The 20,489-nt window shown below is 67.8% G+C and carries 22 protein-coding genes and 1 riboswitch; of the genes, 6 read left to right on the top strand and 16 right to left on the bottom strand.

The features are described 5' to 3' along the window. Positions 1 to 49: 49 nt before the first annotated feature. The 3 genes from DFO68_RS02550 to DFO68_RS02540 all read left to right on the top strand — a co-directional run bounded on the left by DFO68_RS02550 (position 50) and on the right by DFO68_RS02540 (position 3,944). A complete protein-coding gene (locus DFO68_RS02550) occupies positions 50 to 1,435 on the top strand; it encodes an ATP-binding protein (RefSeq protein ID WP_347813116.1) in 1,386 nt (461 codons plus the stop codon). A 75-nt stretch (positions 1,436 to 1,510) separates the two neighbouring features. After that, entirely contained in the window at positions 1,511 to 2,290 is a 780-nt protein-coding gene (locus DFO68_RS02545) for a phosphatase PAP2 family protein (protein ID WP_133481730.1), read from the top strand. Beyond that, positions 2,283 to 3,944, top strand: a complete 1,662-nt coding sequence (locus DFO68_RS02540) for a phosphoethanolamine transferase (RefSeq protein ID WP_133481727.1) — start codon at positions 2,283 to 2,285, stop codon at positions 3,942 to 3,944. Before DFO68_RS02545 ends, DFO68_RS02540 begins: the two co-directional genes overlap by 8 nt. A gap of 52 nt (positions 3,945 to 3,996) precedes the next feature. On the opposite strand, the gene DFO68_RS02535 is transcribed toward DFO68_RS02540, so the two are convergent. Next, positions 3,997 to 4,191, bottom strand: a complete 195-nt coding sequence (locus tag DFO68_RS02535; RefSeq protein WP_133481724.1) for a CopG family transcriptional regulator — start codon at positions 4,189 to 4,191, stop codon at positions 3,997 to 3,999. Positions 4,192 to 4,383: 192 nt separating this feature from the next. Between DFO68_RS02535 and dauA the strand changes: the two genes are divergently transcribed. Further along, complete coding sequence (gene dauA / locus DFO68_RS02530) at positions 4,384 to 6,177, top strand: C4-dicarboxylic acid transporter DauA (protein WP_133481722.1); 1,794 nt, start codon at positions 4,384 to 4,386, stop codon at positions 6,175 to 6,177. A 255-nt stretch (positions 6,178 to 6,432) separates the two neighbouring features. On the opposite strand, the gene DFO68_RS02525 is transcribed toward dauA, so the two are convergent. The 8 genes from DFO68_RS02525 to DFO68_RS02490 all read right to left on the bottom strand — a co-directional run bounded on the left by DFO68_RS02525 (position 6,433) and on the right by DFO68_RS02490 (position 12,626). Beyond that, positions 6,433 to 7,095 carry a cytochrome b/b6 domain-containing protein gene (locus DFO68_RS02525; protein WP_133481720.1) on the bottom strand — a complete coding sequence of 221 codons (663 nt, stop codon included), beginning with the start codon at positions 7,093 to 7,095 and terminating at the stop codon, positions 6,433 to 6,435. An 80-nt stretch (positions 7,096 to 7,175) separates the two neighbouring features. Then, on the bottom strand, positions 7,176 to 7,655 hold the full coding sequence (locus tag DFO68_RS02520; protein ID WP_133481718.1) for an EF-hand domain-containing protein: 480 nt from the start codon (positions 7,653 to 7,655) through the stop codon (positions 7,176 to 7,178). 178 nt (positions 7,656 to 7,833) lie between these two features. Beyond that, a complete protein-coding gene (locus DFO68_RS02515; RefSeq protein ID WP_133481715.1) occupies positions 7,834 to 8,862 on the bottom strand; it encodes an FAD:protein FMN transferase in 1,029 nt (342 codons plus the stop codon). Beyond that, positions 8,843 to 9,508, bottom strand: coding sequence for a hypothetical protein (locus tag DFO68_RS02510; RefSeq protein WP_133481713.1), 666 nt, complete (start codon positions 9,506 to 9,508; stop codon positions 8,843 to 8,845). Before DFO68_RS02510 ends, DFO68_RS02515 begins: the two co-directional genes overlap by 20 nt. Positions 9,509 to 9,552: 44 nt before the next feature. Then, positions 9,553 to 10,023 carry a DUF2271 domain-containing protein gene (locus DFO68_RS02505; protein WP_133481711.1) on the bottom strand — a complete coding sequence of 157 codons (471 nt, stop codon included), beginning with the start codon at positions 10,021 to 10,023 and terminating at the stop codon, positions 9,553 to 9,555. Positions 10,024 to 10,068: 45 nt separating this feature from the next. After that, on the bottom strand, positions 10,069 to 10,287 hold the full coding sequence (locus DFO68_RS02500) for a hypothetical protein (protein WP_133481710.1): 219 nt from the start codon (positions 10,285 to 10,287) through the stop codon (positions 10,069 to 10,071). A gap of 132 nt (positions 10,288 to 10,419) precedes the next feature. Then, positions 10,420 to 11,097: a response regulator gene (locus tag DFO68_RS02495; protein ID WP_133481708.1), complete on the bottom strand. Its 678-nt coding sequence runs from the start codon at positions 11,095 to 11,097 to the stop codon at positions 10,420 to 10,422. After that, positions 11,094 to 12,626 (bottom strand): ATP-binding protein, encoded by a 1,533-nt coding sequence (locus DFO68_RS02490; RefSeq protein WP_133481706.1) that lies wholly within the window; start codon positions 12,624 to 12,626, stop codon positions 11,094 to 11,096. The genes DFO68_RS02495 and DFO68_RS02490 overlap by 4 nt, the downstream gene beginning before the upstream one ends. A gap of 532 nt (positions 12,627 to 13,158) precedes the next feature. After that, positions 13,159 to 13,259: riboswitch (TPP riboswitch) on the top strand. A gap of 42 nt (positions 13,260 to 13,301) precedes the next feature. On the opposite strand from DFO68_RS02490, the gene thiM reads away from it, so the two are divergent. Both thiM and thiE read left to right on the top strand, forming a co-directional pair. Further along, positions 13,302 to 14,108 carry a hydroxyethylthiazole kinase gene (thiM, locus tag DFO68_RS02485; protein WP_133481704.1) on the top strand — a complete coding sequence of 269 codons (807 nt, stop codon included), beginning with the start codon at positions 13,302 to 13,304 and terminating at the stop codon, positions 14,106 to 14,108. Then, on the top strand, positions 14,098 to 14,721 hold the full coding sequence (gene thiE / locus DFO68_RS02480) for a thiamine phosphate synthase (RefSeq protein WP_133481702.1): 624 nt from the start codon (positions 14,098 to 14,100) through the stop codon (positions 14,719 to 14,721). Before thiM ends, thiE begins: the two co-directional genes overlap by 11 nt. 59 nt (positions 14,722 to 14,780) lie before the next feature. Here thiE and DFO68_RS02475 read toward each other — a convergent pair whose 3' ends face one another. The 7 genes from DFO68_RS02475 to DFO68_RS02445 all read right to left on the bottom strand — a co-directional run bounded on the left by DFO68_RS02475 (position 14,781) and on the right by DFO68_RS02445 (position 20,487). Continuing rightward, complete coding sequence (locus DFO68_RS02475; protein WP_133481700.1) at positions 14,781 to 15,356, bottom strand: cytochrome b/b6 domain-containing protein; 576 nt, start codon at positions 15,354 to 15,356, stop codon at positions 14,781 to 14,783. Between the two features lie 14 nt (positions 15,357 to 15,370). Next, positions 15,371 to 15,649 carry a PepSY domain-containing protein gene (locus tag DFO68_RS02470; RefSeq protein ID WP_133481698.1) on the bottom strand — a complete coding sequence of 93 codons (279 nt, stop codon included), beginning with the start codon at positions 15,647 to 15,649 and terminating at the stop codon, positions 15,371 to 15,373. Positions 15,650 to 16,011: 362 nt separating this feature from the next. Continuing rightward, a complete protein-coding gene (locus DFO68_RS02465; RefSeq protein WP_133481696.1) occupies positions 16,012 to 17,439 on the bottom strand; it encodes a D-alanyl-D-alanine carboxypeptidase in 1,428 nt (475 codons plus the stop codon). Positions 17,440 to 17,556: 117 nt separating this feature from the next. Continuing rightward, positions 17,557 to 18,318, bottom strand: coding sequence for a sulfite exporter TauE/SafE family protein (locus DFO68_RS02460; RefSeq protein WP_133481693.1), 762 nt, complete (start codon positions 18,316 to 18,318; stop codon positions 17,557 to 17,559). Positions 18,319 to 18,451: 133 nt separating this feature from the next. After that, entirely contained in the window at positions 18,452 to 19,195 is a 744-nt protein-coding gene (locus tag DFO68_RS02455; protein ID WP_133481691.1) for a Crp/Fnr family transcriptional regulator, read from the bottom strand. After that, entirely contained in the window at positions 19,125 to 19,292 is a 168-nt protein-coding gene (locus DFO68_RS15755; RefSeq protein WP_347813115.1) for a hypothetical protein, read from the bottom strand. Before DFO68_RS15755 ends, DFO68_RS02455 begins: the two co-directional genes overlap by 71 nt. A 370-nt stretch (positions 19,293 to 19,662) precedes the next feature. Next, positions 19,663 to 20,487: a peptidylprolyl isomerase gene (locus tag DFO68_RS02445; protein WP_133481689.1), complete on the bottom strand. Its 825-nt coding sequence runs from the start codon at positions 20,485 to 20,487 to the stop codon at positions 19,663 to 19,665. Positions 20,488 to 20,489: the final 2 nt, after the last annotated feature.

Genomic DNA, 20,489 nt, shown 5'->3' with positions numbered 1-20,489 from the left:
GCGGCATGGGTTATGGACTCGACCATCCCGCGCCGGACAGCACGGGCTGATGTCAATCCGTCAACGCACCCTGAGCCTGGTGTTGCTGGTCTTCGGCCTGAGCACGCTAGCCATCGGCGTGTTCAGCTACCGCTATGCCGCCCACGAGATCGAGGAGCTCTATGACGCCAACCTGGCCCAGAATGCTCGTCTGCTCGAGGGTCTGATGCACGCCCCGCTGGACGCCGAACAGCGCGAGGCGCTGCTGGCCAGCCTGAACAGCGCTCTGCAGCGTGCCGAACTAGCCGATCAGCGAATCGCCGGCCACGCCTACGAGAGCAAGCTCACCTTCCAGCTGTGGGAAAACGACCGGCTGCTACTGCGCTCAGCCAGCGCGCCTCAGGCGCCCCTCACGACACTCGACGAGGGGTACCAGGATACCCGCCTGGAGGGCCATGGCTGGCGGGTCTATGCATTGAGTACCCGCGGCGGGGAGCGGCGTGTGATGGTGGGTGAGCGCGAGGACGTGCGCGGCGAGCTGACTCGTGCCGTGGCCCTGCGCACTCTATTGCCGGACCTGATCGGCCTGCCCCTGCTGGGGCTGCTGCTATGGTGGGCGATCGGCTGGGGGCTGCAGCCGCTGTCGCGGATGGCCCAGCAGATCCGCCGCCGCGACCCCCACACCCTGCAACCCTTGATCCTCCACTCCCTGCCCCGCGAGCTGGAGACCATCGCCGGCGCCCTGAACCGCCTGCTCGAGCGCATCCGTGCCCTGCGTGTGCGGGAGAAGCGCTTCATCGCCGACGCCGCCCACGAGCTGCGCACGCCGCTGGCGGTGCTCGACTTGCACGCCCAGAACGCCTTGGCCACCGAAGACCCGGCGGATCGCCGCGAGGCGCTGGACAAGCTGCGCGACGGCGTGGCCCGCAGTACGCGCCTGGTGACCCAGCTGCTCACCCTGGCCCGCCTCGACCCGGAAGAGGAGTCGCCGCTGGTCGCTCGGCCCGCCGACCTGCTGGCCGATGTGCGCGAGGCGCTGGCCAAGCTCTCGCCGCTGGCCGCCGAACGCGGCATCGAGCTGCAGCTGGAGGCCGACGAGGCCGCCGACTGGAGGCTCGCGGTCGAACCCGGCGCCATCGACACCCTGATTCAGAACCTGGCCGGCAATGCCCTGCAGCATTCTCCCCAGGGCGGCGCCGTCAGCGTGAGGCTGACGGCCGGCGAGCACGCCCTGACCCTGACGATCGACGACCAGGGGCCCGGCATTCCGCCTGACTTACGCCTCGAGGTCCTCGAGCGCTTTCATCGCGCCGGGCCGGGCGCCGGCGCGGGCTTGGGACTCTCCATCGTCGACCGGCTGCTGCAGCGCCACGCCGGCCGCCTGCGACTCGACGAGGCCCCGAAGGGCGGGCTCAGGGTGGAGGTCGTGCTGCCGCGCACGCACCAAGGGAAGTGATTATCTCCCCGCCATAAGCCAGCGTTAAGCTGGCTGGGTCAGTATGGCATCTGAGCTTCTCGATACGGCGATGCCATGTCCGACGTTTCCTCCCTGCGCCCCGCGGCTCCAACGCGCACCGTGCGCCGCTTCGCCCTACCTCGCTGCCTGGCCCTGGCCTGGTGCAGTTTCATCGCCCTGATGCTGGTGATATACGGGCTGGGGCTAGACTTCACGCTCGCCGATGCCCTCTACCGCTGGCAGGGCGGCGAGTGGGCGCTGCAGGATCATGTGTTGCTGCAGGACTGGCTGCACCAAGGTGGCCGGACGCTCAGCCAGTGGATGGGGGGCGTGGTTATCCTGACCCTGCTCGCCAGCCTGCTGCCGACCCCGCTGCGCCGCTGGCGGCGAGCGCTGCTGTTCCTGTTCGTGGCCGTGGCGGCCTCGACACTCTGTATCTCGATTCTCAAGCAGCTGGTAAGCATGGAGTGCCCCTGGGACCTGGCCCGCTATGGCGGCGACTGGCCCTTCGTCGGCCTGCTGGCATGGCGGCCAAGCGGGATGCCGGACACTGCCTGCTTTCCCGCCGGCCACGCCAGTGCCGGCTATGCCTGGCTGGCGCTCTACTTCTTCCTCGCCGCCACCTGGCCGCGCTGGCGCTGGCTGGGGCTGGCCATCGGCCTGGGGCTGGGGCTGGTCTTCGGTATTGCCCAGCAGCTGCGCGGCGCCCACTTCCTCTCCCATGATCTGTGGACCCTGATGCTCTGCTGGACGATCAGCATTGTCCTGGCAAGCTGGCTGCTGCCGGAATGGCGTGAACGGAAGCGATGCCTTGACACTCAAGCCTCAACCGACGAGACGCCCCACCATGCCTGAATCGACCTTGCTCTCACGCCTTGACCGCGTCAACCGGCGCTTGAGGCTTCCTGCCCTGTCGCCTCAGGCGCTTACCCTGCTGACCTGTGTGGCCTTCACGCTGTTTTATAACCAGCGTTTCTGGTCGGCGGTGGTCGATATCGAGTCGCCCGTCGGGCTTGCCGGCTGGGGGCAGATCGCCGGCTACGGCGTGGTCCTGACCGCCTTGCAACTGGTAGTTTTTCTGCCCTTCGTCAACCGGGTCAGCGTCAAGCCGCTGTTATCGCTGCTGCTGCTGCTCGCGGCATCGGTCAGCTATTTCACCAGCCACTACGGGGCTTACGTCGATACCTCGATGATCGACAATGTGTTGCAGACCGATACCGGCGAGGCCGGCGAACTGCTGACCCCCGGCCTGGCGCTCTACCTGCTGCGCTACGCCGGGCTGCCGATGCTGGTGATCTGGCGCTGGCCGCTGCGACGGCGCAGCTGGCCGCGGGGGCTTAGCATGTCGCTGCTGTGGCTGACCGGCGGCGTCGGCGTACTGACGGTATCGCTGCTGCTCTCCTTCCAGAGCCTGTCGTCGCTGATGCGCAATCACCACGAGTTGCGCTACCTGATCACGCCGGGCAACGCCATCGTCTCCACCGGCCAGGTCATGGCGGCCGAGGACCCGCTGCCGGAACAGCGCCTGCCGATCGGCGAGGATGCCCATCGCCAGGCCGATGGCACGCCGCGCCTGCTGGTCCTGGTAGTCGGTGAGACCGTGCGCGCCGCCGACTGGGGGCTGTCCGGTTATGCCCGCCAGACCACGCCCCGCCTGGCGCGTCGCGACCTCATCAACTTCAGCGAGGTGTCTACCTGCGGCACCAATACTGCGGTCTCGCTGCCCTGCATGTTCGCGCCCATCGGCAAGAGCAACTATGACGAACGCTATATCAAGAGCCACGAATCGCTGCTCGACGTGCTCAAGCACGCGGGCTACCGGGTGGTCTGGATCGACAACCAGTCGGGCTGCAAGGGCGTCTGCGACGGGGTGGAGCACTTCTCGCCGGACTCGCAAGCCTATCCGGCGCTGTGCGACAGGCATGACTGCCGCGACGGCGTGCTGGTCGAGGCGCTCAGGCAGCAGCTGACCTCGGCGAGTGGCGATACGGTGATCGTGCTGCACACGCTCGGCAACCATGGTCCCAGCTACTTCGAGCGCTATCCCGAGGCCTTCCGCGCCTTCACGCCCACCTGCGACGACGCCGATCTGGCCCAGTGCTCGCGGCAAGAAATCGTCAACAGCTACGACAATGCGATCCTCTACACCGACAGCGTGCTAGATGAGCTCATCGGCGTGCTGGAAGCGCAGTCACGGCCCGCGGCGCTGCTGTACGTCTCCGACCATGGCGAGTCGCTGGGCGAGAACGGTCTCTACCTGCATGGCCTGCCCTACGCCATCGCTCCCGAAGAGCAGACCCGCGTACCCATGATCTGGTGGTCATCGCCGGCATTCGATACCGTGGCCGGACTCGAGCGGGACTGCCTGGCAGAGCGCGCCAGACAGCCGGTGAGCCATGACAACCTCTTTCACAGCCTGCTAGGCGTGCTGGGCGTCGAGAGCAGCATCCGTGACCCGCGCCTGGACATCAGCCAGGCGTGTCGCCCCGCCGACGCCCCTGCCGGCTAAGAGTACACGCCCCATGCGGGGAGTCTTGCCCTGGCGCTCTTTGCCCGGGCACTCACTGCTCTCCCGGCGCGTCTCGAGCCAGATCGGTGCGTGTCGGGTACTCCACGCCGTGATCGCGCAGATAATCGCGGATCAGCTGTCTCACCACCTGGGACGGGGTCAGATCCTGGGCGGCACACAGCTGCTCGAAGGCGCGCTTCTTGTGCGGGTCGATGAGCAGGGTCAGGCGTGCCGTCTTCTTTTCCATCGTGACTCTCCGAAAAACATTATCATCATATGTTAATAGCGGCCGCCCGCTGGGGCAATGCTAGGGCGTCTTGTTGTCAACCATGCTAATCACATGTTAATGTCATTAGCATAGATAACCGGTTCAACTTTTCCCGCGGATGCGCTCCTCGGTCCATCCAGGGAATGGCTGCCTCCCGCAAGGAGCCCAAACATGGCACGTCACCGCCCGCTCTCGAGACTTCCCGGCATCGCCACCGGCCTGCGTGCGGCCTGGCAAGACGGCTACGGCCTGAATGACCTGCGCCATGATGTACTGGCCGGGCTGACCATCGGCACCGTGGCGGTGCCACTCTCCATGGCCCTGGCTATCGCCACCGGCGTACCTCCCCAGCATGGGCTCTACACGGCGATCGTCGCCGGCGCCATCATCGCGTTGACCGGTGGCTCACGCTTCAATGTCTCGGGGCCGACGGCGGCCTTCGTGGTCATCCTCTTCCCCATTGTCCAGCAGTACGGCATAGGCGGCCTGCTGATCGCCTCGATGATGGCCGGCATGATTCTGGTAGCGCTGGGTATCGCCGGCATGGGGCGCCTCATCCAGTACGTGCCCTATCCGGTGGTGCTGGGCTTCACGGCGGGGATCGCGGTAGTGATCGCGGTACTCCAGGTGCCCGACTTCCTGGGCCTTGAGGTCGGCGAGCTGGGCGAGCACTTCATCGAGAACCTGGGACAGATCGCCGCCTCGCTGTCAAGCCTGGAACCGCTGGAGCTGGGGGTGGGGGCCTTCTCCCTGGGCGTCATGCTGCTCTGGCCACGCCTGCATGTGCCGATTCCGGCGCCCCTGATCGGACTGGTAGTGGGTGCGCTGGCCGCCTATACGATCAATCATGGCATCGGCGACCCGAGCACGGGGAACCTGGTGGAAACCATCGCCTCGCGCTTCACCTGGGAGACCCATGGCGAGACGGGCAGCGGCATCCCTCCGATCGCGCCGAGTTTCGTGGCCCCCTGGCGGCTGCCCGGCGCGGATGGCGAACCCCTGACACTTAACTTCGAACTGATTCGCGCCCTGCTGGGTCCCGCCTTCGCCATCGCCATACTGGGGGCGATCGAGTCACTGCTGTGCGCGGTAGTCTCCGACGGCCTGACCCGGACCCGACATGACCCCAACGCCGAACTGATCGGCCAGGGGCTGGGCAACATCGTCGCGCCGCTGTTCGGCGGCATCACCGCCACGGCCGCCATCGCCCGCACTGCTACCAACATCCGCAGTGGCGCCCGGTCACCGATCGCCGCGGTGGTGCATGCGTTGGTGGTGCTGCTGGCGGTGGTCGCGCTGGCGGGCCTGCTGGGGCTGGTGCCGATGGCGGCCCTGGCGGCGCTGCTGTTCATCGTCGCCTGGAACATGAGCGAGGCCCGCCACTTCCTGCACACCCTGCGCTCGGCCCCGGCAGGGGACGTGGCCATCCTGGTGACCTGTTTCACCCTGACCGTGGTCTTTGACATGGTGCTGGCGGTGGCCGTGGGCATGGGGCTCGCCGCCGCCCTGTTCATCCGGCGCATGTCATTGCTGACCCAGACCGAGCGTATCGACACGCAGACCCATGCCAGCATCGACGCGCTGCCCGCCGAGGTCACCCTCTACGACGTCAATGGGCCGCTGTTCTTCGGCGCCGCCGAGAAAGCGCTCACCTCGCTGCACCTGGTCGACCCAAACGTGCGAATCGTCATCCTCGACATGCATGACGTACCGAGCATGGATGGCACCGCCATCGTGGCCCTCAAGGCCATGATCGACGAGATGCACCGCCAGGGGGTCGCCCTGGTGCTGGTCGGCCTGCCGACTCGCATCCTCGTCAAGCTACGCCGCGCAGGGATCCGCCGCACGGCCGGACGGCTGACCTGGTGCCGCGAGCTGGTACAGGCACGAAGGGTCGCGCTGCGCTGGCTCGACGGAGACAAGGCGCGCTGGCGCGGGCACACGACTAGCGCCGACATGTCTTGACGCCCTGGCCCGGGCCTTTACAGCCAGGGAGCGTGCAGGGATAGTGGGGGCTGACGACAGGGGCGCCGTGGCGACATCGCCACGGCTGAGACGCACCCTCGTAACCTGACCAGATAATGCCGGCGCCGGGCCGCGGTGATGGCCCGCCTGAGGGCAATGACGGAGGCAGGGACGTGAACGCACTGATCTGGATCACCTCGCGATAGCCCGGCCGCCCACTACCCGCAAGACAGGCGGCCGACCCGGGGCCCGCGGTCAGGCCTTGGGTTTGCGACCGGTCACCATCGCGCGCACCAGGTTCTCGCGATGGAGCAGGCTCGAGACGATCACGCCCGCGATATGCAGGAACACGAGAAAGAGCGTCACGTTGGTCGATGCCTCGTGGACCTCCTCCCAGAACTCTTCGCCGCCTTCGCCGCGCTCGCCGGCCTCACCGTATTCACCGTACTCGCCTTCCTCCGCGAGGGCCGTGGTGATGACCGCCCCACCGCCGCCACCGGCCGCCGCGCTAAACACGCCGCCCTCGTCCGTGTCGAGCATCACGCCGCTCAACGTCACCACGAACAGGCCCATGAGCAGGGCGAGGATCATCCAGCCACCGGCCGGATTGTGGCCGAGGTAGTGACGCGGCTTCCCGGACACCAGCCCGCGCAGGTAGGCGAAAACCTCCCCCGGCGGCCGCACGAAGTCCGCGAAGCGCGCGTGCCTTGAGCCCACCACGCCCCAGATCACGCGCACGACGATCAGCGCCAGCACGATGTACCCGGAGTAGAGGTGAACCATGCCCTCCTCTTCGGCGGAGAAATACGCGACCGTGAAGGCCACCACTAACGACCAGTGAAAAAGCCGCACCACCGGATCCCACACCTGCACCATCTTTCCGGCGCGGGCGTCACCTTTCTCTTCTTCCGTACTCATACACCCTCCTTTATCGGAACGGGCCGACGCCCTGTCCGCTCATAAGTATGAGGGCACCGCGCGCGGTACCCCGGCGCCTCTCACCTGTCGTCGCCGTCCCGGCGCTCTCCATGCCCACGGCGTTCCCCATGCTCGGCGTAGGTACCCCAGCGATCATCATCGTACCAGCCGCGACCAATTTCGTTGCGCTCGATGCGGCCGTCGCCGTTACGGTCCATGCGCATCAGGCGACGCTCCACCGGATAGGCGAACTCGTCCTGGCTGACGCTACCGTCGCCGTTGCTGTCGAGCCTCTGGATGCGGCGCTCGGCCCGCATGCGTATCAGCAGCGCCTGCATCTCCCGGACATCGAGCTGGCCGTCGCCGTTGGCGTCCGCCTCAGAGAAGCGGTCTGCCTGGCGCGCCTTGAGCTCCTGGACGCTCATGGGCAGGTCGTCGGGGGTCATCCCCGACATCGTGGGCATACCGTGGCCCTCATACCGGTCCGGGCTGGCGTTGGCGACGCTGGCCACAATGACCGTGAGAACGGTGGCACCGATCAAAAGCTTGCCTTTGTACATAAGTCTTCTCCCATAATGGCTGCTTGATTCCCCCAGAGATTGCGGCCGCAACGGACCGCCGCCTCATGAACAATTGTGGCCATGGCTAATGGCGGGAATATGCGTAAATTGCGGAGAAAGTGTGAACATCGCCACGGCCTTACGGCGACGTTGGTCCCGGTGCCTCCCGCCTCCCATCCTATCGCGAGAGGCCGGGGCGGTCGGCTGCCCCGCCTGTCGATTCATTACGGCGGTGCGGCCGTTCCGTGCCCAGGCCGGCGGAGGAGAACAGATCGCCGACCCCGAGCGTCGTAACCCCGCCGGGGCCGCGGTCACGGATCAGGAACAGGGCGTTCAGCCCCATCGCCTCGGCGAGAACGCGGCCGCGCTCGGCCCCCAGGACCATGAGCGCCGTCGCCCACGCGTCCGCCTCGGCACAGCGCGGGGCGACAACGGTCACGGAGGCGGGAGGGGCGGCGAGCGGGGCACCACGCCCCGGGTCCATGGTATGGGACAGCCGTCGCCCCTGGACTTCGACCCAGTGCCGATAATCGCCGGAGGTGGCAACGGCCGCATCCTGGAGCGTCAGGATGGAGTGCGGTGCACGGGCTGCCGGGTCCGGCGCCTCGACGGCGATGCGCCAGCCCTCGCCATCGCCGCGCAGACCCATGGCACGCATTTCCCCGTCGATACCGACCAGTGCGTCGCGGATGCCAAGGCCGGCGAGCACCTCGGCGAGCCGGTCGACACCATAGCCCTTGGCGATGCCATTGAGGTCGAGGGTGATCGGGGCGCGCTTGATCACCCCGCCATCCTCTAAGGCGAGCACCTCGTGGGCCGGGCGCCGGGGGGCGGCGAGCGCGGTGCGGATCCGCTCACCGCGTGCCTCGGTCGGCCCGAACCCCCAGGCGGCGACGGCGTCGCCCATGCCGATATCGAAGGCCCCGCCCGAAGCGCGCCCGATCTCGAGGCCGAGTGCCAGCACCTCCCGCAGGCGCACGGGTAGCGCAATGCGCTCATTCACCGGCGCCTCGTTGAGGCGCATGAGGTCACTGTCGGGTCTCCAGGTGGACATCTGCGCGTCCACCTCGTCCACGGCCGCCTGCAGTGCGACCCGCAAGCGGGACGTATCGAACCCCGGCGCCGCCCGAAAGCTCGCCTGCCAGCGCGTGCCCATGGTCGGGCCGTTGAGCGCGTGGCGCACGGGTTCAGTAGATGTCTTCGACATAGCGCCCCTCCTCTTTCAGCACGGCCGGGGTCAGGCCCGTTGGCGCGAGGATCTCCTCCAGGGCCTCGGAAACCCCCCTCGCCATACCCTGTCCGCCACAGACCACCACATGCGCCCCCTTGCGGATCGCCTCGCGGCACCCCGTGTTGTCGCGGATGAACCCCGCGAGCGGCCCCACGCCCGTGCCCGCGCCGATCAGGATCAGCGGCGCATGGCCCGACCCCGGTTTGAAGTCGGGGTGACGGCGCAGGAACGCACGCACCGTCTGACCCGGCTCGAGCCCCACGAGCTGACCGGAACACAGGCCGCCGGGGTGCTTTCGGACCACGATCTCGATGAAAGCGTCGCGGCGCCCCGAAGCCAGCGAATACAGACGCGGCACCTCCGAGCCTTCCGGCACGATCCCCAGGAGATCGCCTGCGCTGAACCGGCCGAAGCCGTGCCCGGTCAGGCGCTGCCAGAGCGATTCCCGTGGGAGGGCAAAACGCAGGATGGCCGTGGGCGCCTGCACCTCGGCGCCGTAGTCGCGTCGCGAGACGAGCGTGAGATCGCGAGTCGCGTGTCCTTCGGGCTGGTGCGCCAGCTCCAGCTCGAGGCCCAGGGCGGCACCGCTGACGGACAACACGATGAGCAGGGCCAGGGCCATCAGCCCCGGCCACCGATGCAGCACACGAATCACGGGCCGGACCCTCACATCTCGTACTTGAAGCTGGCGATGTAGCGGCGACCGCGTACCAGCTCACCGGCATTGGCGCGGTTCAGGGGGATGTTGATCTCGCGCGGGGACTGGCGCCTATCTTCAACCGCCGCATCGACATGCAACGTGTACCCTTGCTCGAAAAGTGCATCGTTGAGATCCAGCGTGAATTCCAGGGTCTGCCCCTCACCGACACTGGCACCGGTGATGCCATCGACCTGTGCCGTGTCACCGCCCGTGGCGCGATACCAACCTGTCAGGTCCTTGTAGTATTTGGACTTCTCACCGGCCATCCAGAGACTGCCGACATAAGCGCCGCTGGCGTCGGTGACGTAATAGGCCAGATAGGCGCCATTGCCGCCGTAACGATTCAGCTGCGTGGTGAACGTCACTGGTGCCGCCGAGGCGATTACCGGGAGGCTCAGCGCAGCGGCCAGCGTGAGGGGGGCGAGGATCGATTTCATCGTGTCTTCTCCTTGCGGTTCGCGACCACAGTCATTGCCTCGGCCTTACTGGGTGTTCACCTTCGGGGTCGAGCCCGGCGTGAACAGGCCGTTGTCCGGGGGCGCGGTGGTGCCGGCACGGGCGGGGCCCGCCGCTGCGCCGTCGTCGTCGTCGTAGCGTCTGCGGTTATCCGTATCGCGCTCCATGCCCACGCCGGGGCCTCCCGACGGCCCGGTGAACTCCGCCTGGCTGACTGCACCGTCGCCGTCCCGGTCGAGCCACATGGGTCTTCTCCCGTAATTGCTGCGAGGATTGCGGCCGCGGCGGACCGCGACCTCGCAGCCGATTGTGATCACGGGCGGTGGAGGGAATATGGGCGAATCGGGGAGAGAGTATGAACGTCGCGGCGGAGGACCTCAGTCCAGGGCCTCGAGACGGTAACCGACGCCGTAGACCGAGCGGATCAGCTCCTGGTCGCCGCAGATGGCCGCCATTTTGCGCCGGAGGTTCTTGACGTGGGTGTCCACCGTCCGGTCGGTGACCACGCGGTGGTCGTCGTAGAGGTGATCGAGGAGCTGGTCCCGCGAGAACACCCGGCCGGGGTGCGCCGCCAGGGTGGCGAGCAGCCGGAACTCCACCGGCGTCAGCGACAGGGGCTCGCCGTCGAGGCTGGCGCGGTAGCCGGCCTCGTCCACGACAAGCCCGCGGCCCGCGTCAGCGCCGGGGTCGGTGCGGGTCCGTCGCAGGATGGCCTTCACCCGCGCCACCACCTCCCGGGGGCTGAACGGCTTGCAGATGTAGTCGTCGGCACCGAGCTCCAGGCCGAGGAGGCGGTCGATCTCCTCCACCCGGGCGGTGACCATGACCACGGGTACCTCGCTGAAGCCGCGGATCTCGCGGCACACGCTCATGCCATCCTCGCCGGGGAGCATGAGGTCGAGGAGCACCAGGTCGGGCCCATGTTCGTGAATCCAGGGCACGACGTCGCGGCCGTCGTCGAGCACGTGAGGCTCGTAGCCCGCCGCGCGCAGGTAGTCGGCCAGCAGCCCCGCCAGCCGGGGCTCGTCTTCCACGATGAGGATGTGTGCGCTCATGCCCCGGATACCCTCCCCGTTTGTCCTGCCCCGTTGACCCGGTCCGCCAGCGGCAGCGTCAGGCGTATGCCGACGCCGCCGGCGGGCGAAGGGTACGCCTCGATCCGGCCACCATGGGCCTCGACGATGTTGCGGCATATCGCAAGGCCGAGGCCGGCGCCGCCGCTGGAGCGGCTGCGCGAGCCCTCCACCCGGTAGAGCCGTTCGAACAACCGCTCTAGGGCCTCGGCGGGCACACCCGGTGCGGAGTCCTCCAGCCGCAGCACGGCCTCGCCGTCCCGGGTGGTGAGCGACAGCCGCACCTCACCATCGCGGTCGGTATAACACAGGCTGTTGTGCAGCAGGTTGCCCAGGAGCTGGTTGACGCGGCCGCGATCGGCGGTGACCGTCACCGGTGCCTCGGGGACCTGCACGGTCAGGGTCAGGCCGGCATCCGCCATCCGCGGGCGCCACTGCTCGGCGCTCGCCCGCGCCAGCGCGGCGAGATCCAGTGCCTCCATGCGGTAGTTGAGGGCACCGGCATCGGCGAGGGAGAGCTCGTAGAGGTCGTCGACGAGCTTGCTCAGGGTCGCGACGCTGCCCTGCAGGCCGGTCAGCGACTCCCGGGTGAGCGGACGCACCCCGTCCTCCATGGCCTCCAGCTCGGCGCGCAGCACCGACAGCGGCGTGCGCAGCTCGTGGGAGATGTCCGCCATGAATGCGCGGCGCAGGCGCTCGTTGCGTTCCAGGGTCTCGGCGAGGCGGTTGAAGTCGTTCGCCAGCTGGCCGAGCTCGTCACGGCGTGACTCGTCCACCCGGGTGTCGAATCGCCCGGCGGTGAGTGCCCGGGTGCCACCGGCGAGGCGGCGTACCGGCGCGAGGAACCCCCGGGCGAGCAAGAGGCTGACCACCGTGGCGAGCACCACGACGACCAGCGCGGTCATCCAGGCGGCGTGGAACTGTTTCTCCTGGAAACGCAGGGCCAGCTCATCGGTGATCCGCCCCGGCGGGCGGTAGACCAGCCAACCCACGGTTGCGCCGTCCACCACGACCGGACGCGACTCCGTCTGGCCCGAGACCACCTTCGGCCCGGCAACGTGCCGCCGGTCGGCGTCCAGCAGGGCGGGGCCGAAACGCACCGGGCCCTGCATGGCCGGCACATCCCCGCCAGGGCCGGCAAACAGGTGCCGGGAGCCGTCGTGGTCGTCATCATCATCGTCGTCGTCGTCTCCGCCATCCCCTTCCCGGTGTGCGCCCTCCTCGCGCTCGCGGTGATCGGCCTCCGCCTTGCGCTGGCGCCACAGCGCCTCCCGGACCAGGTGCCGCCAGCGCCGGGGCTCGGATAGATCCTCCCAGTCCCCGGCCTCGCGATAGTAGTCGGCGAGCACCGAGGCCAGCACGGCAATGCGCTCGCCCTCGCGCTCGCGCACGTAGTCGAGGAAATCGCTGCGAAAGGTCACCTGTACGGCGAAGGTCATGAGCACGACCACGCACAGCGTGACGCCCAGAATGGCGAGAAACAGCTTCGCAGTGATGCCCGGTCGCCTCATGAACCCCTTCCAGTCACCTGTGCCTTGCCCATTGTCATGGCAGGCGAACTCACGGGGGCCAAGTATCCCGCGTGGAGTGCGCGACGCAAGCGCGATCGCGCCGACTCCCGGGTATCTTCATATTCCGCCCACTATCGCCTCGCACCATTGCGAGTGAACCGACACGACCAAGGAGGCCTCCCCATGCAACTGCGCGATACACCGACCGATTACAGCACCGTCACCCGCTGGCTCCACTGGCTCACGGCGACGGCCACACCGCCGATTTCTTCGGGCTCTTTTCTCTGCCACCGCTAGTCGGGGAGGACGACACCACGAGGGCCGGCTCACCGCGGAGGCGCATCCGGCGTGACGATGGTACCCTCGCCATGCCCGGTGCGCTGGCGCTTACCGAGCCTACAGGGTCGGATGGCCAGCCGGTATCATGCGGTCAACGATCACGCCAGTCTGCGATGAACCCGCTTTCCTTGCGGCTTCCACCTGCTGGCCTGAGCCCGGCCTTTACAGCCAGGGAGCGGGCAGGGATAGTGGGGGCTGACGACAGGGGCGCCGTGGCGACATTGCCACGGCTGAGACGCACCCTCGGAACCTGACCCGGATAATGCCGGCGTAGGGAGTCGTGCGGCCCCGGCCCTGCCGCCGCGCCGCACCTCCCACGCCAGGGAGGCCCCATTCATGCTTGCCATCGATCCCGCTGCGCACCTGGCCCGGGTGCGCGAGACCCGCCCGCTGGTCCACAACATCACCAACCATGTCGCCATGAACAGCATGGCAAACGTGCTGCTGGCTATCGGCGCCTCGCCAGCCATGGCCCATGCCCGCGAGGAGGCCGCCGAGTTCACCGCGCTGGCCGGCGCCCTGACGATCAATATCGGCACCCTCTCGCCCCACTGGGTCGAGGCCATGGAGGCCTCCGCCCTGGCCGCCGGGGAGACGGGGCGACCCTGGGTGCTGGATCCGGTGGCGGTGGGCGCCACGCGCTATCGTCGCGAGACCGGCGCGCGACTTCTGGCGCTGTCCCCGGACGTGATCCGCGGCAACGCCTCAGAGATCATCGCTCTGGCAGGACAGGCCGGCGGCGGGCGCGGCGTGGACAGCACCGACCCAGCCGAGGCGGCCCACGATGCAGCCATCCGGCTGACCTGCCAGACGGATGGCGTGGTCGCGGTGACCGGCGAGGTGGATCTGGTCACCGACGGCCGGCGGATCGCTCACCTGCGGGGCGGCCACCCGCTCATGCCCCGGATTACCACCCTGGGCTGCGCGCTGACCGGCGTGGTGGCGGCCTTCCTGGCCGGCGGCGAGGATACCTTCGCAGCGACGGTGGCGGCGTTGGCCTGCTACGCCGTGGCCGGCGAACTGGCCGGCGAGGCGGCGCACGGCCCGGGCAGCTTCGCCGTAGCCTTCCTCGATGCCCTCTATCACCTGGATGACGAGGCGCTGACCACACGAGCCCGGTTGGAGATCAACCATGCGCCTTGATCTTTCGCTCTACCTGATCACCGACCCGGCCCTGTGTGAGGATCGAGGGCTGGTAGAAACCGTGGTAGCAGCCGTGCGCGGCGGCGTAACGGTGGTGCAGCTGCGCGACAAGCAGGCCTCTGATACCGAACTGATCGACCAGGCGCGTCGCCTCAAGGCCGCGCTCTCCGACACCGGCGTGCCACTGCTCATCAACGACCGCCTGGAGGTGGCACTGGCCGCCAGCGCCGACGGCCTGCACCTCGGCCAGGACGACGGCGACGTGGCCGAGGCCCGCGCGGCGCTCGGCCCGGAGGCGATTCTCGGGCTCTCTGTCCAGACGCATGCGCAGATGGCGTGCCTCGACCCAACCGCGCTGGACTACCTGGGCCTGGGCCCGGTGTTCGCCACCCCCAGCAAGCACGACCATGCCGAACCGCTAGGCTTCGATGGCCTGGCCGCGCTGGTGGCCGAAAGCCCGCTGCCCTGCGTGGCCATCGGTGGGCTCAAGGCCGAGCACGTGGCCGCGACGCAGCGGGCCGGCGCCCACGGCCTGGCAGTGATCTCGGCGATCTGCGGCACTCCCGACCCGGAACGCGCGGCACGCGCCTTCGCTGGCCCGCCAGGCCGCTGAACGCGAAACGCCGCCACCGCGATGATTCGCGATGACGGCGTGGCCATGACCGGCCGTGCCTAGCTATCCGAGCGCGGCTCGCCGGGAGGTCGACGGTAGCCATGCAGCATGGCGGCGATCAGATTGTCGCCTCGCTTGCGGCTCTCGACGAGTGCGCCCAGCACGTGCAGCGGTATTAGCCAGAGGATCGCCGTGGCCATCCACTCATGCACCTCCTCAACCCACTCGACACCCCAGAAGCGATCGGTCTCCTCCATCATGTAGCCGGTAGTGCCCAACCCCAGCAACAGGGCCAGCAGCGTCAGCATCATCACCGCCCCCAGCGGGGTGTGGGTGATACCGTGCGACGACGAGGCCGTGTCGACACTCCCTCCTGCTGGTTGGCGCAGCGCGGCCCGCAGGCGGCGGGGCGTCGGCCAGAAGCTCGTCCAACGCGCCGACCAAGGGCCAACGAATCCCCACAGGATACGCACGCCGATCAGCGCCACCACGCTGTAGCCGATCCACTGATGCCAGGTCTCGCCGGCCTCGGTGAGAAAGTAGTTGGCCAGGAAGCCAGCCACCAGTGACCAGTGGATGATTCTGACCAAGGGGTCCCAGACGCGGACCCGTTGGCTGCTCGCATTGCCGGTCATGACCAGGCCTCCGCTCAGTCGACTTCCTTCTTGACGATCTCGCCGTTAACGGGGTTGAAATAGATCTCGACCCGACGCTCCTGGTCATCCCAGCCGTAGACCTCGTAGCAGCCGCCATCGGTGGTCTTGAACTCCTTGACCTTGTAGCCCGCATCAGCGATCTGCTGCTTCATCTCCTTCTCGCTCATCCACTCGCTCTGAGGAGCGTCGGTGCAGGTCGGCTCGGCTACAGCAGCAACGCTTGCCGCCAGCAGGCTGGATGCCACAATGCCCTTGAGTACAGTGCGCTTCATTGGAAAACCTCCAGAAAGTCAGTGATAGACGGCCACTGGCCGAAGGCCGGGTGGCGGTTCCCGACGGCAGCTACCGGCAGGAACAGGCTCATCATGGTCAGCCAAACTTACAAAACCCTTAACGCCGTGGAAAAACTTCACCGGCCAGGTTGGCGAAAGGCGATGGCATCACCGATGGCCAGGCAGAGCACGCCCAGACACATGAAGCCACTGCCCTGGCAAGACGCTGACATGCCGCCTGCCCTCCTCTGGCCGAGGCCCCAAAAAGCCACCCCGCCGGCCAGGGGCCGGCGGGGTGGCGAGAGTCAACTATGCAGCCAACAACTATGGCAGGGACTGCTGACGTGGCGCAGGGCAAGCCCTCAGAGGCTGGCCTGGACCACCATGCACTCCATGCCCTGGGCCACCAGGCGACGACAGGCGGTGTGGGCCTGGCCCTCGTTCATGTCCACCAGGCGGGCGCGGTAGACGCCGGACTTGTCGGCATCGGCCACGGCGACGCGGGCGTCAGCCAGTTCGCTGGCCAGCTGACTGGCGGCACGCGACGCTAGGCTGTGGGCATGCCCAGCATCGCTGAAGGCGCCGACCTGAACGCCCCAACTGCCGCGCCGGCTAGTATTTATCGGGGCGCTTGCCGGCGACGAGGGATGACGGGCGATCAGTTCCCGGATGGGATCGTCGGCCGAGCCCTGGCCCCGCTCGAGCTCGAGGCTCGCCCCGCCGCCACCCGCCGGAACCTCGATACGCGTCACCCGTGAGGGTGCTGGCTGGCGGGTAACGCTAAGCGAGGCCCGCGACGGCGCAACCGAAGACGGGCTGGAGGACGACACCCCCTGTGCCGACGTGCCCAGGCTGGCCAGACGAAGCCAGTCGCCAACCGGCTGGCCCGGGGCCTGGGGCTCGCCGGGCATCAGCCGTCCCCCGGAGATGTCGGTACTGGCCAGCCAGTCGTGGCCGTCGGCCAGCGCGCCCCGCACGAAACCGCGATCCAGCAGGTCGGCGGTGTGGGCGTCTCGCGACGCGGCGCTGAAGCCGCCCATCACCACGGTGATCAGGCGCCGGCCGTCACGCACCGCCGAGGTAGTGACGTTGAAACCCGAGTCACGAATGAAGCCGGTCTTGAGGCCATCGGCGCCTGGGTAGCTCTTGAGCAGGCGGTTGTGGCCGGAAATGGTCTTGCCGTGCCAGGCGAAGCTCGAGCGCGAGAAGTAGGGATAGTACTGGGGAAAGTCGCGCATCAGGTGGTAGCCGAGCACCGCCATGTCGCGTGCCGTGGTGACTTGGCCGGCATCGGGCAGGCCGTTGGGATTGCGGAACACGGTGTCCTGCATGCCCAGCTCGCGCGCCTTGTCGGTCATCATGCCCGCGAACTGGACTTCGTTGCGGCCCAGCGCCTCGGCCACCACCACCGCCACATCGTTCGCCGACTTGACCACCAGCGCTTCGATGGCCTTCTCCACGGGAATGGTGGAACCGGCCTTCACATAGAGCTTGGACGCGGGCTTGGCAGCCGCATGAGCCGAGACCGGCAGCGGCTGGCTCAGGCCAAGTCTGCCCTCTTCCAGAGCCTCGAACAGCAGGTAAAGGGTCATCATCTTGGTGAGCGAGGCTGGATAGCGCAGCTTGTCGGCGTTCTCGGCGTAGAGGATCTCCTGGCTGTCGGCGTCGATGACGATGCCCGCATAGCGAGGATTATTGGCCTGGACGGACATGCTGACCAGCAACAGGCCGGTCAGCCATACGAGAAGGCTGCCTATCCGGCGCCGGCTGGTTGTTATGGTAGGCACCATGGTTGCGTTCCCTCGAGGTTTGTTACCGATGCCCTGGCATTATGGCCCACTGTGGTGCCCTGTACAGGGGCGAGGGGACTTTGTGTCGTTTTTTCGTCGATCCGGCACGGCCTTTCGTCAATGCCCGAGGAGACGCTGTCCGCCGATCCACACCAGGCGCAGCGCCAGCAGCGTCAGCGCCCACCTGAAGAGGCTGTCGAAGCGGTGCTCGGAGAGGCGGTGCAGCAGATGCAGCCCCAGCCAGGTACCGAGAAACCCCGCCGCCACCATCACCAGCATCAATGGCAGCCAGTCGCGGAAGACGAAGCCGGCCACACCGAACACGAAGGCCTTGGTCAGGTGCTGCAGCAGCATGCAGGCGGAAAAGGTAGCAACCTTAGCCAGGCGGCCTACCTGACCCTGCTTGATGAAAGCCGCCACCATGGGACCACTGGCGCCGACCAGGCTGGAGAGCAGGGTGGTGACGGCCCCGGCAACCAGCACGCCACCACGCCCCAAGGCCCGTTTCGGCAGCCCGGGGCCCCAGCAGGTGAAGAGCACGAAAGCCGCGATACTCAGCTCCAGCACCCCGGCCGGCAGGCGCACCAACAGCCAGGCGGCGGCCAGCGCCCCTAGCACCACGCCGGGCAGGAAGGCGACCAGCGTGGTGCGATCGATATGTCGCCAGGTCAGCGCCGTGCGACCGACGTTGGAGCCGAGCTGCACCATGCCATGCACCGGTATCAGCGCCGCCGCCGGCATCACCTGAGCCAGCGCCATGATCATCAGCACCCCGCCGCCAACACCCACCGCGGCGGTGAAGGCCGAGGTGAACACCGACAGCAGTATCAGTAGAAGATTGATCCCCGCCGAGAGCGGCGAAAGACTCTCCAGTAGCATCGACGTTCCGTGGTCACGAGAGAACCCCACTATATCCGATCTTGGTGGGGCTAGGGGCTATTGCAGATAGCGGTATTGCTCGGGGCTAATCCGTCATCACCGGAGTGCCGAAAGGCGAGTCACGAAAGGCGAGTCAGTCGTCGCTCAGCATGTGGTGGCGCAGCTTCTGCTCGTCGAGGATCACTACTCGCTGACGGTCGATGTTGATGATCCCCTCCTCGCGCAGCCTGGCCAGCAGCCGCGAGAGGGTTTCCGGGGTCATGGCCAGCTGAGCGGCCAGCCAGCGCTTGGGAATCGTCAGCCGCACCACCCGCGGGCCCCTGATGAACCCCGTCGGGAGCTGGCGCATGAGGTAGCTGGCCAGGCGTGCCATGGCGTTGGCCTGGGTCAGCAGAGCCATGTCCTCGAGGCGCTCGGTGAGCTCCAGCACCAGTTGGCTCATGAACTCCGCCCGGCAGGCCGGCTGATGATCTATGATCGCGCGGCAGCGTGTCGCAGGGATGGTCAGTACATGGGTACGGCGCAGGGCCTCGGCGGAATAGAGGTAGACCCCGGCGCTGGACACCATGCTCAGCTCGCCCAGGGTGCCGCCGCGCTCCACGCAGCGGATGGTCGCCAGGCGACCATCGCCGGCGCTGCGCACCAGGCGCACCGCCCCGCTGACCACGATATACAGCCACTCGGCCGGGGCATCCTGGCAAAATAGCCACTCGCGGGTCTTGAGGGTGCATACCTTGCTGTCTTCCAGCAGAGCCTCAAGCTGCTCATCGTCGAGATCACGCAACCAGGACACACCGCGCACCAGCTCACGCAGCTGGCGGGGCCGCAACAGCAGCTCGGTCGAGGAACGGGGCACCGGGGCAGTATCCGTAGACATGGCCTTCCTCCACAGCGGTATCAGCATCGATGACCAGGTAGCCATGGGCCTGGCTGGCGGCGCTGAGCATGTGTGATCCCTGGCGGGCATGCGCCATAGGCAGCGCCAGCCCAGCCACGACACACCCACCCTCGAGGCCCCGGGATTGCCGGGCAGGTCAAACAGCGGGGGGCCATCGTGCAGCGATGGGCCGAGCCCGCCAAGGGTAAACGGCTTGCCGGGATTGACCGCCACGCCGTGGAGCAGATGCACCCAGGCGCGTCACTAGGCACGTCACTAATCGCCGGACATGGTCCTTCTTCCCCCTGGCCCCACCGGTACAGACTACCAGATCGACTTGTTCGCCTACCTGACCAAGAGATTGACCCAGGTCAGCTGAGGTATCAGCAACGCCCCAAGATCGCGGCGCGAGCGGCGTCATGGAAAGGAGAGTCGGAAACCTCGGGGGGCCGGCCCCCTTCATGCGGCTACTGCATCAGGGCGCTGCCACCCTCGTCGTCGAGCGCGATGCCCTCGACGCCGATCTCGGCCTCCAGCGCCAGCAGGTAATGGCGCAGGGCCCGGCGTGTGGCCTGCTCGCGCAGGCTGTGGCGGACGTGCTCGGCCACCTGCTCATAGGGCAGCTCGCGTCCCTCGACACGCGCATCGATGGCCACCACGTGCCAGCCGTAGCGCGAGGCCAGCGGCCGGTCATGCAGCCCCTCGGGCAGGTGCTGCAGGGCGCGATCCAGCTCGGCCACGGTCTGGCCGGGCACCAGCCAGCCCAGCTCGCCGCCCTGCTCCTTCGAGGGGCAGGCGGAGTGGCGCTGGGCGAACTCGGTAAAGCGCTCGGGTACTGCCTGCAGCTCGCGGATCAGTGTCTCGCCCAGGCGATAGCCGGCATCACGGGCCGGGGCGTCGTCCGGGGCCGCGGCGAGCAGCACATGACGCACCCGCAGGCGGGTGGGTTCGCTGAAGCGCTCGGGATGGGCGGCGTGGAAGCGGCGGCAATCCGCCTCGGCGGGCTCGGGGACCTCCAGCTCCCGCTCCAGCAGCGCGGCGATAGCAGCATCGGCCTCGTCGATCGCCTCGCTCGCAGCCTCGTCCATGCCCAGCGCCGCCGCCCGCTGGCGCAGCAGCTCACGCACCACCAGGGCGCGGGCCGCCTTGAGCTGGGCGGTACCGGCGCTGTCCGCCGGGTGGTACTGCATCTCCTCGGCGATGGCGGCCTCCGCGATGGTGGCCGCGCCGACCCGGATCGGCGGGGGAGTCACGGCGCTCCCCGGGATCATCTCGATATCGATCTTCTGCATGA

Origin of the sequence: Halomonas ventosae (assembly GCF_004361885.1) — a bacterium.
In the GTDB taxonomy this organism is placed as follows: Bacteria; Pseudomonadota; Gammaproteobacteria; order Pseudomonadales; family Halomonadaceae; genus Halomonas; species Halomonas ventosae_C.
This window is presented reverse-complemented; position numbering and strand designations above follow the sequence as displayed.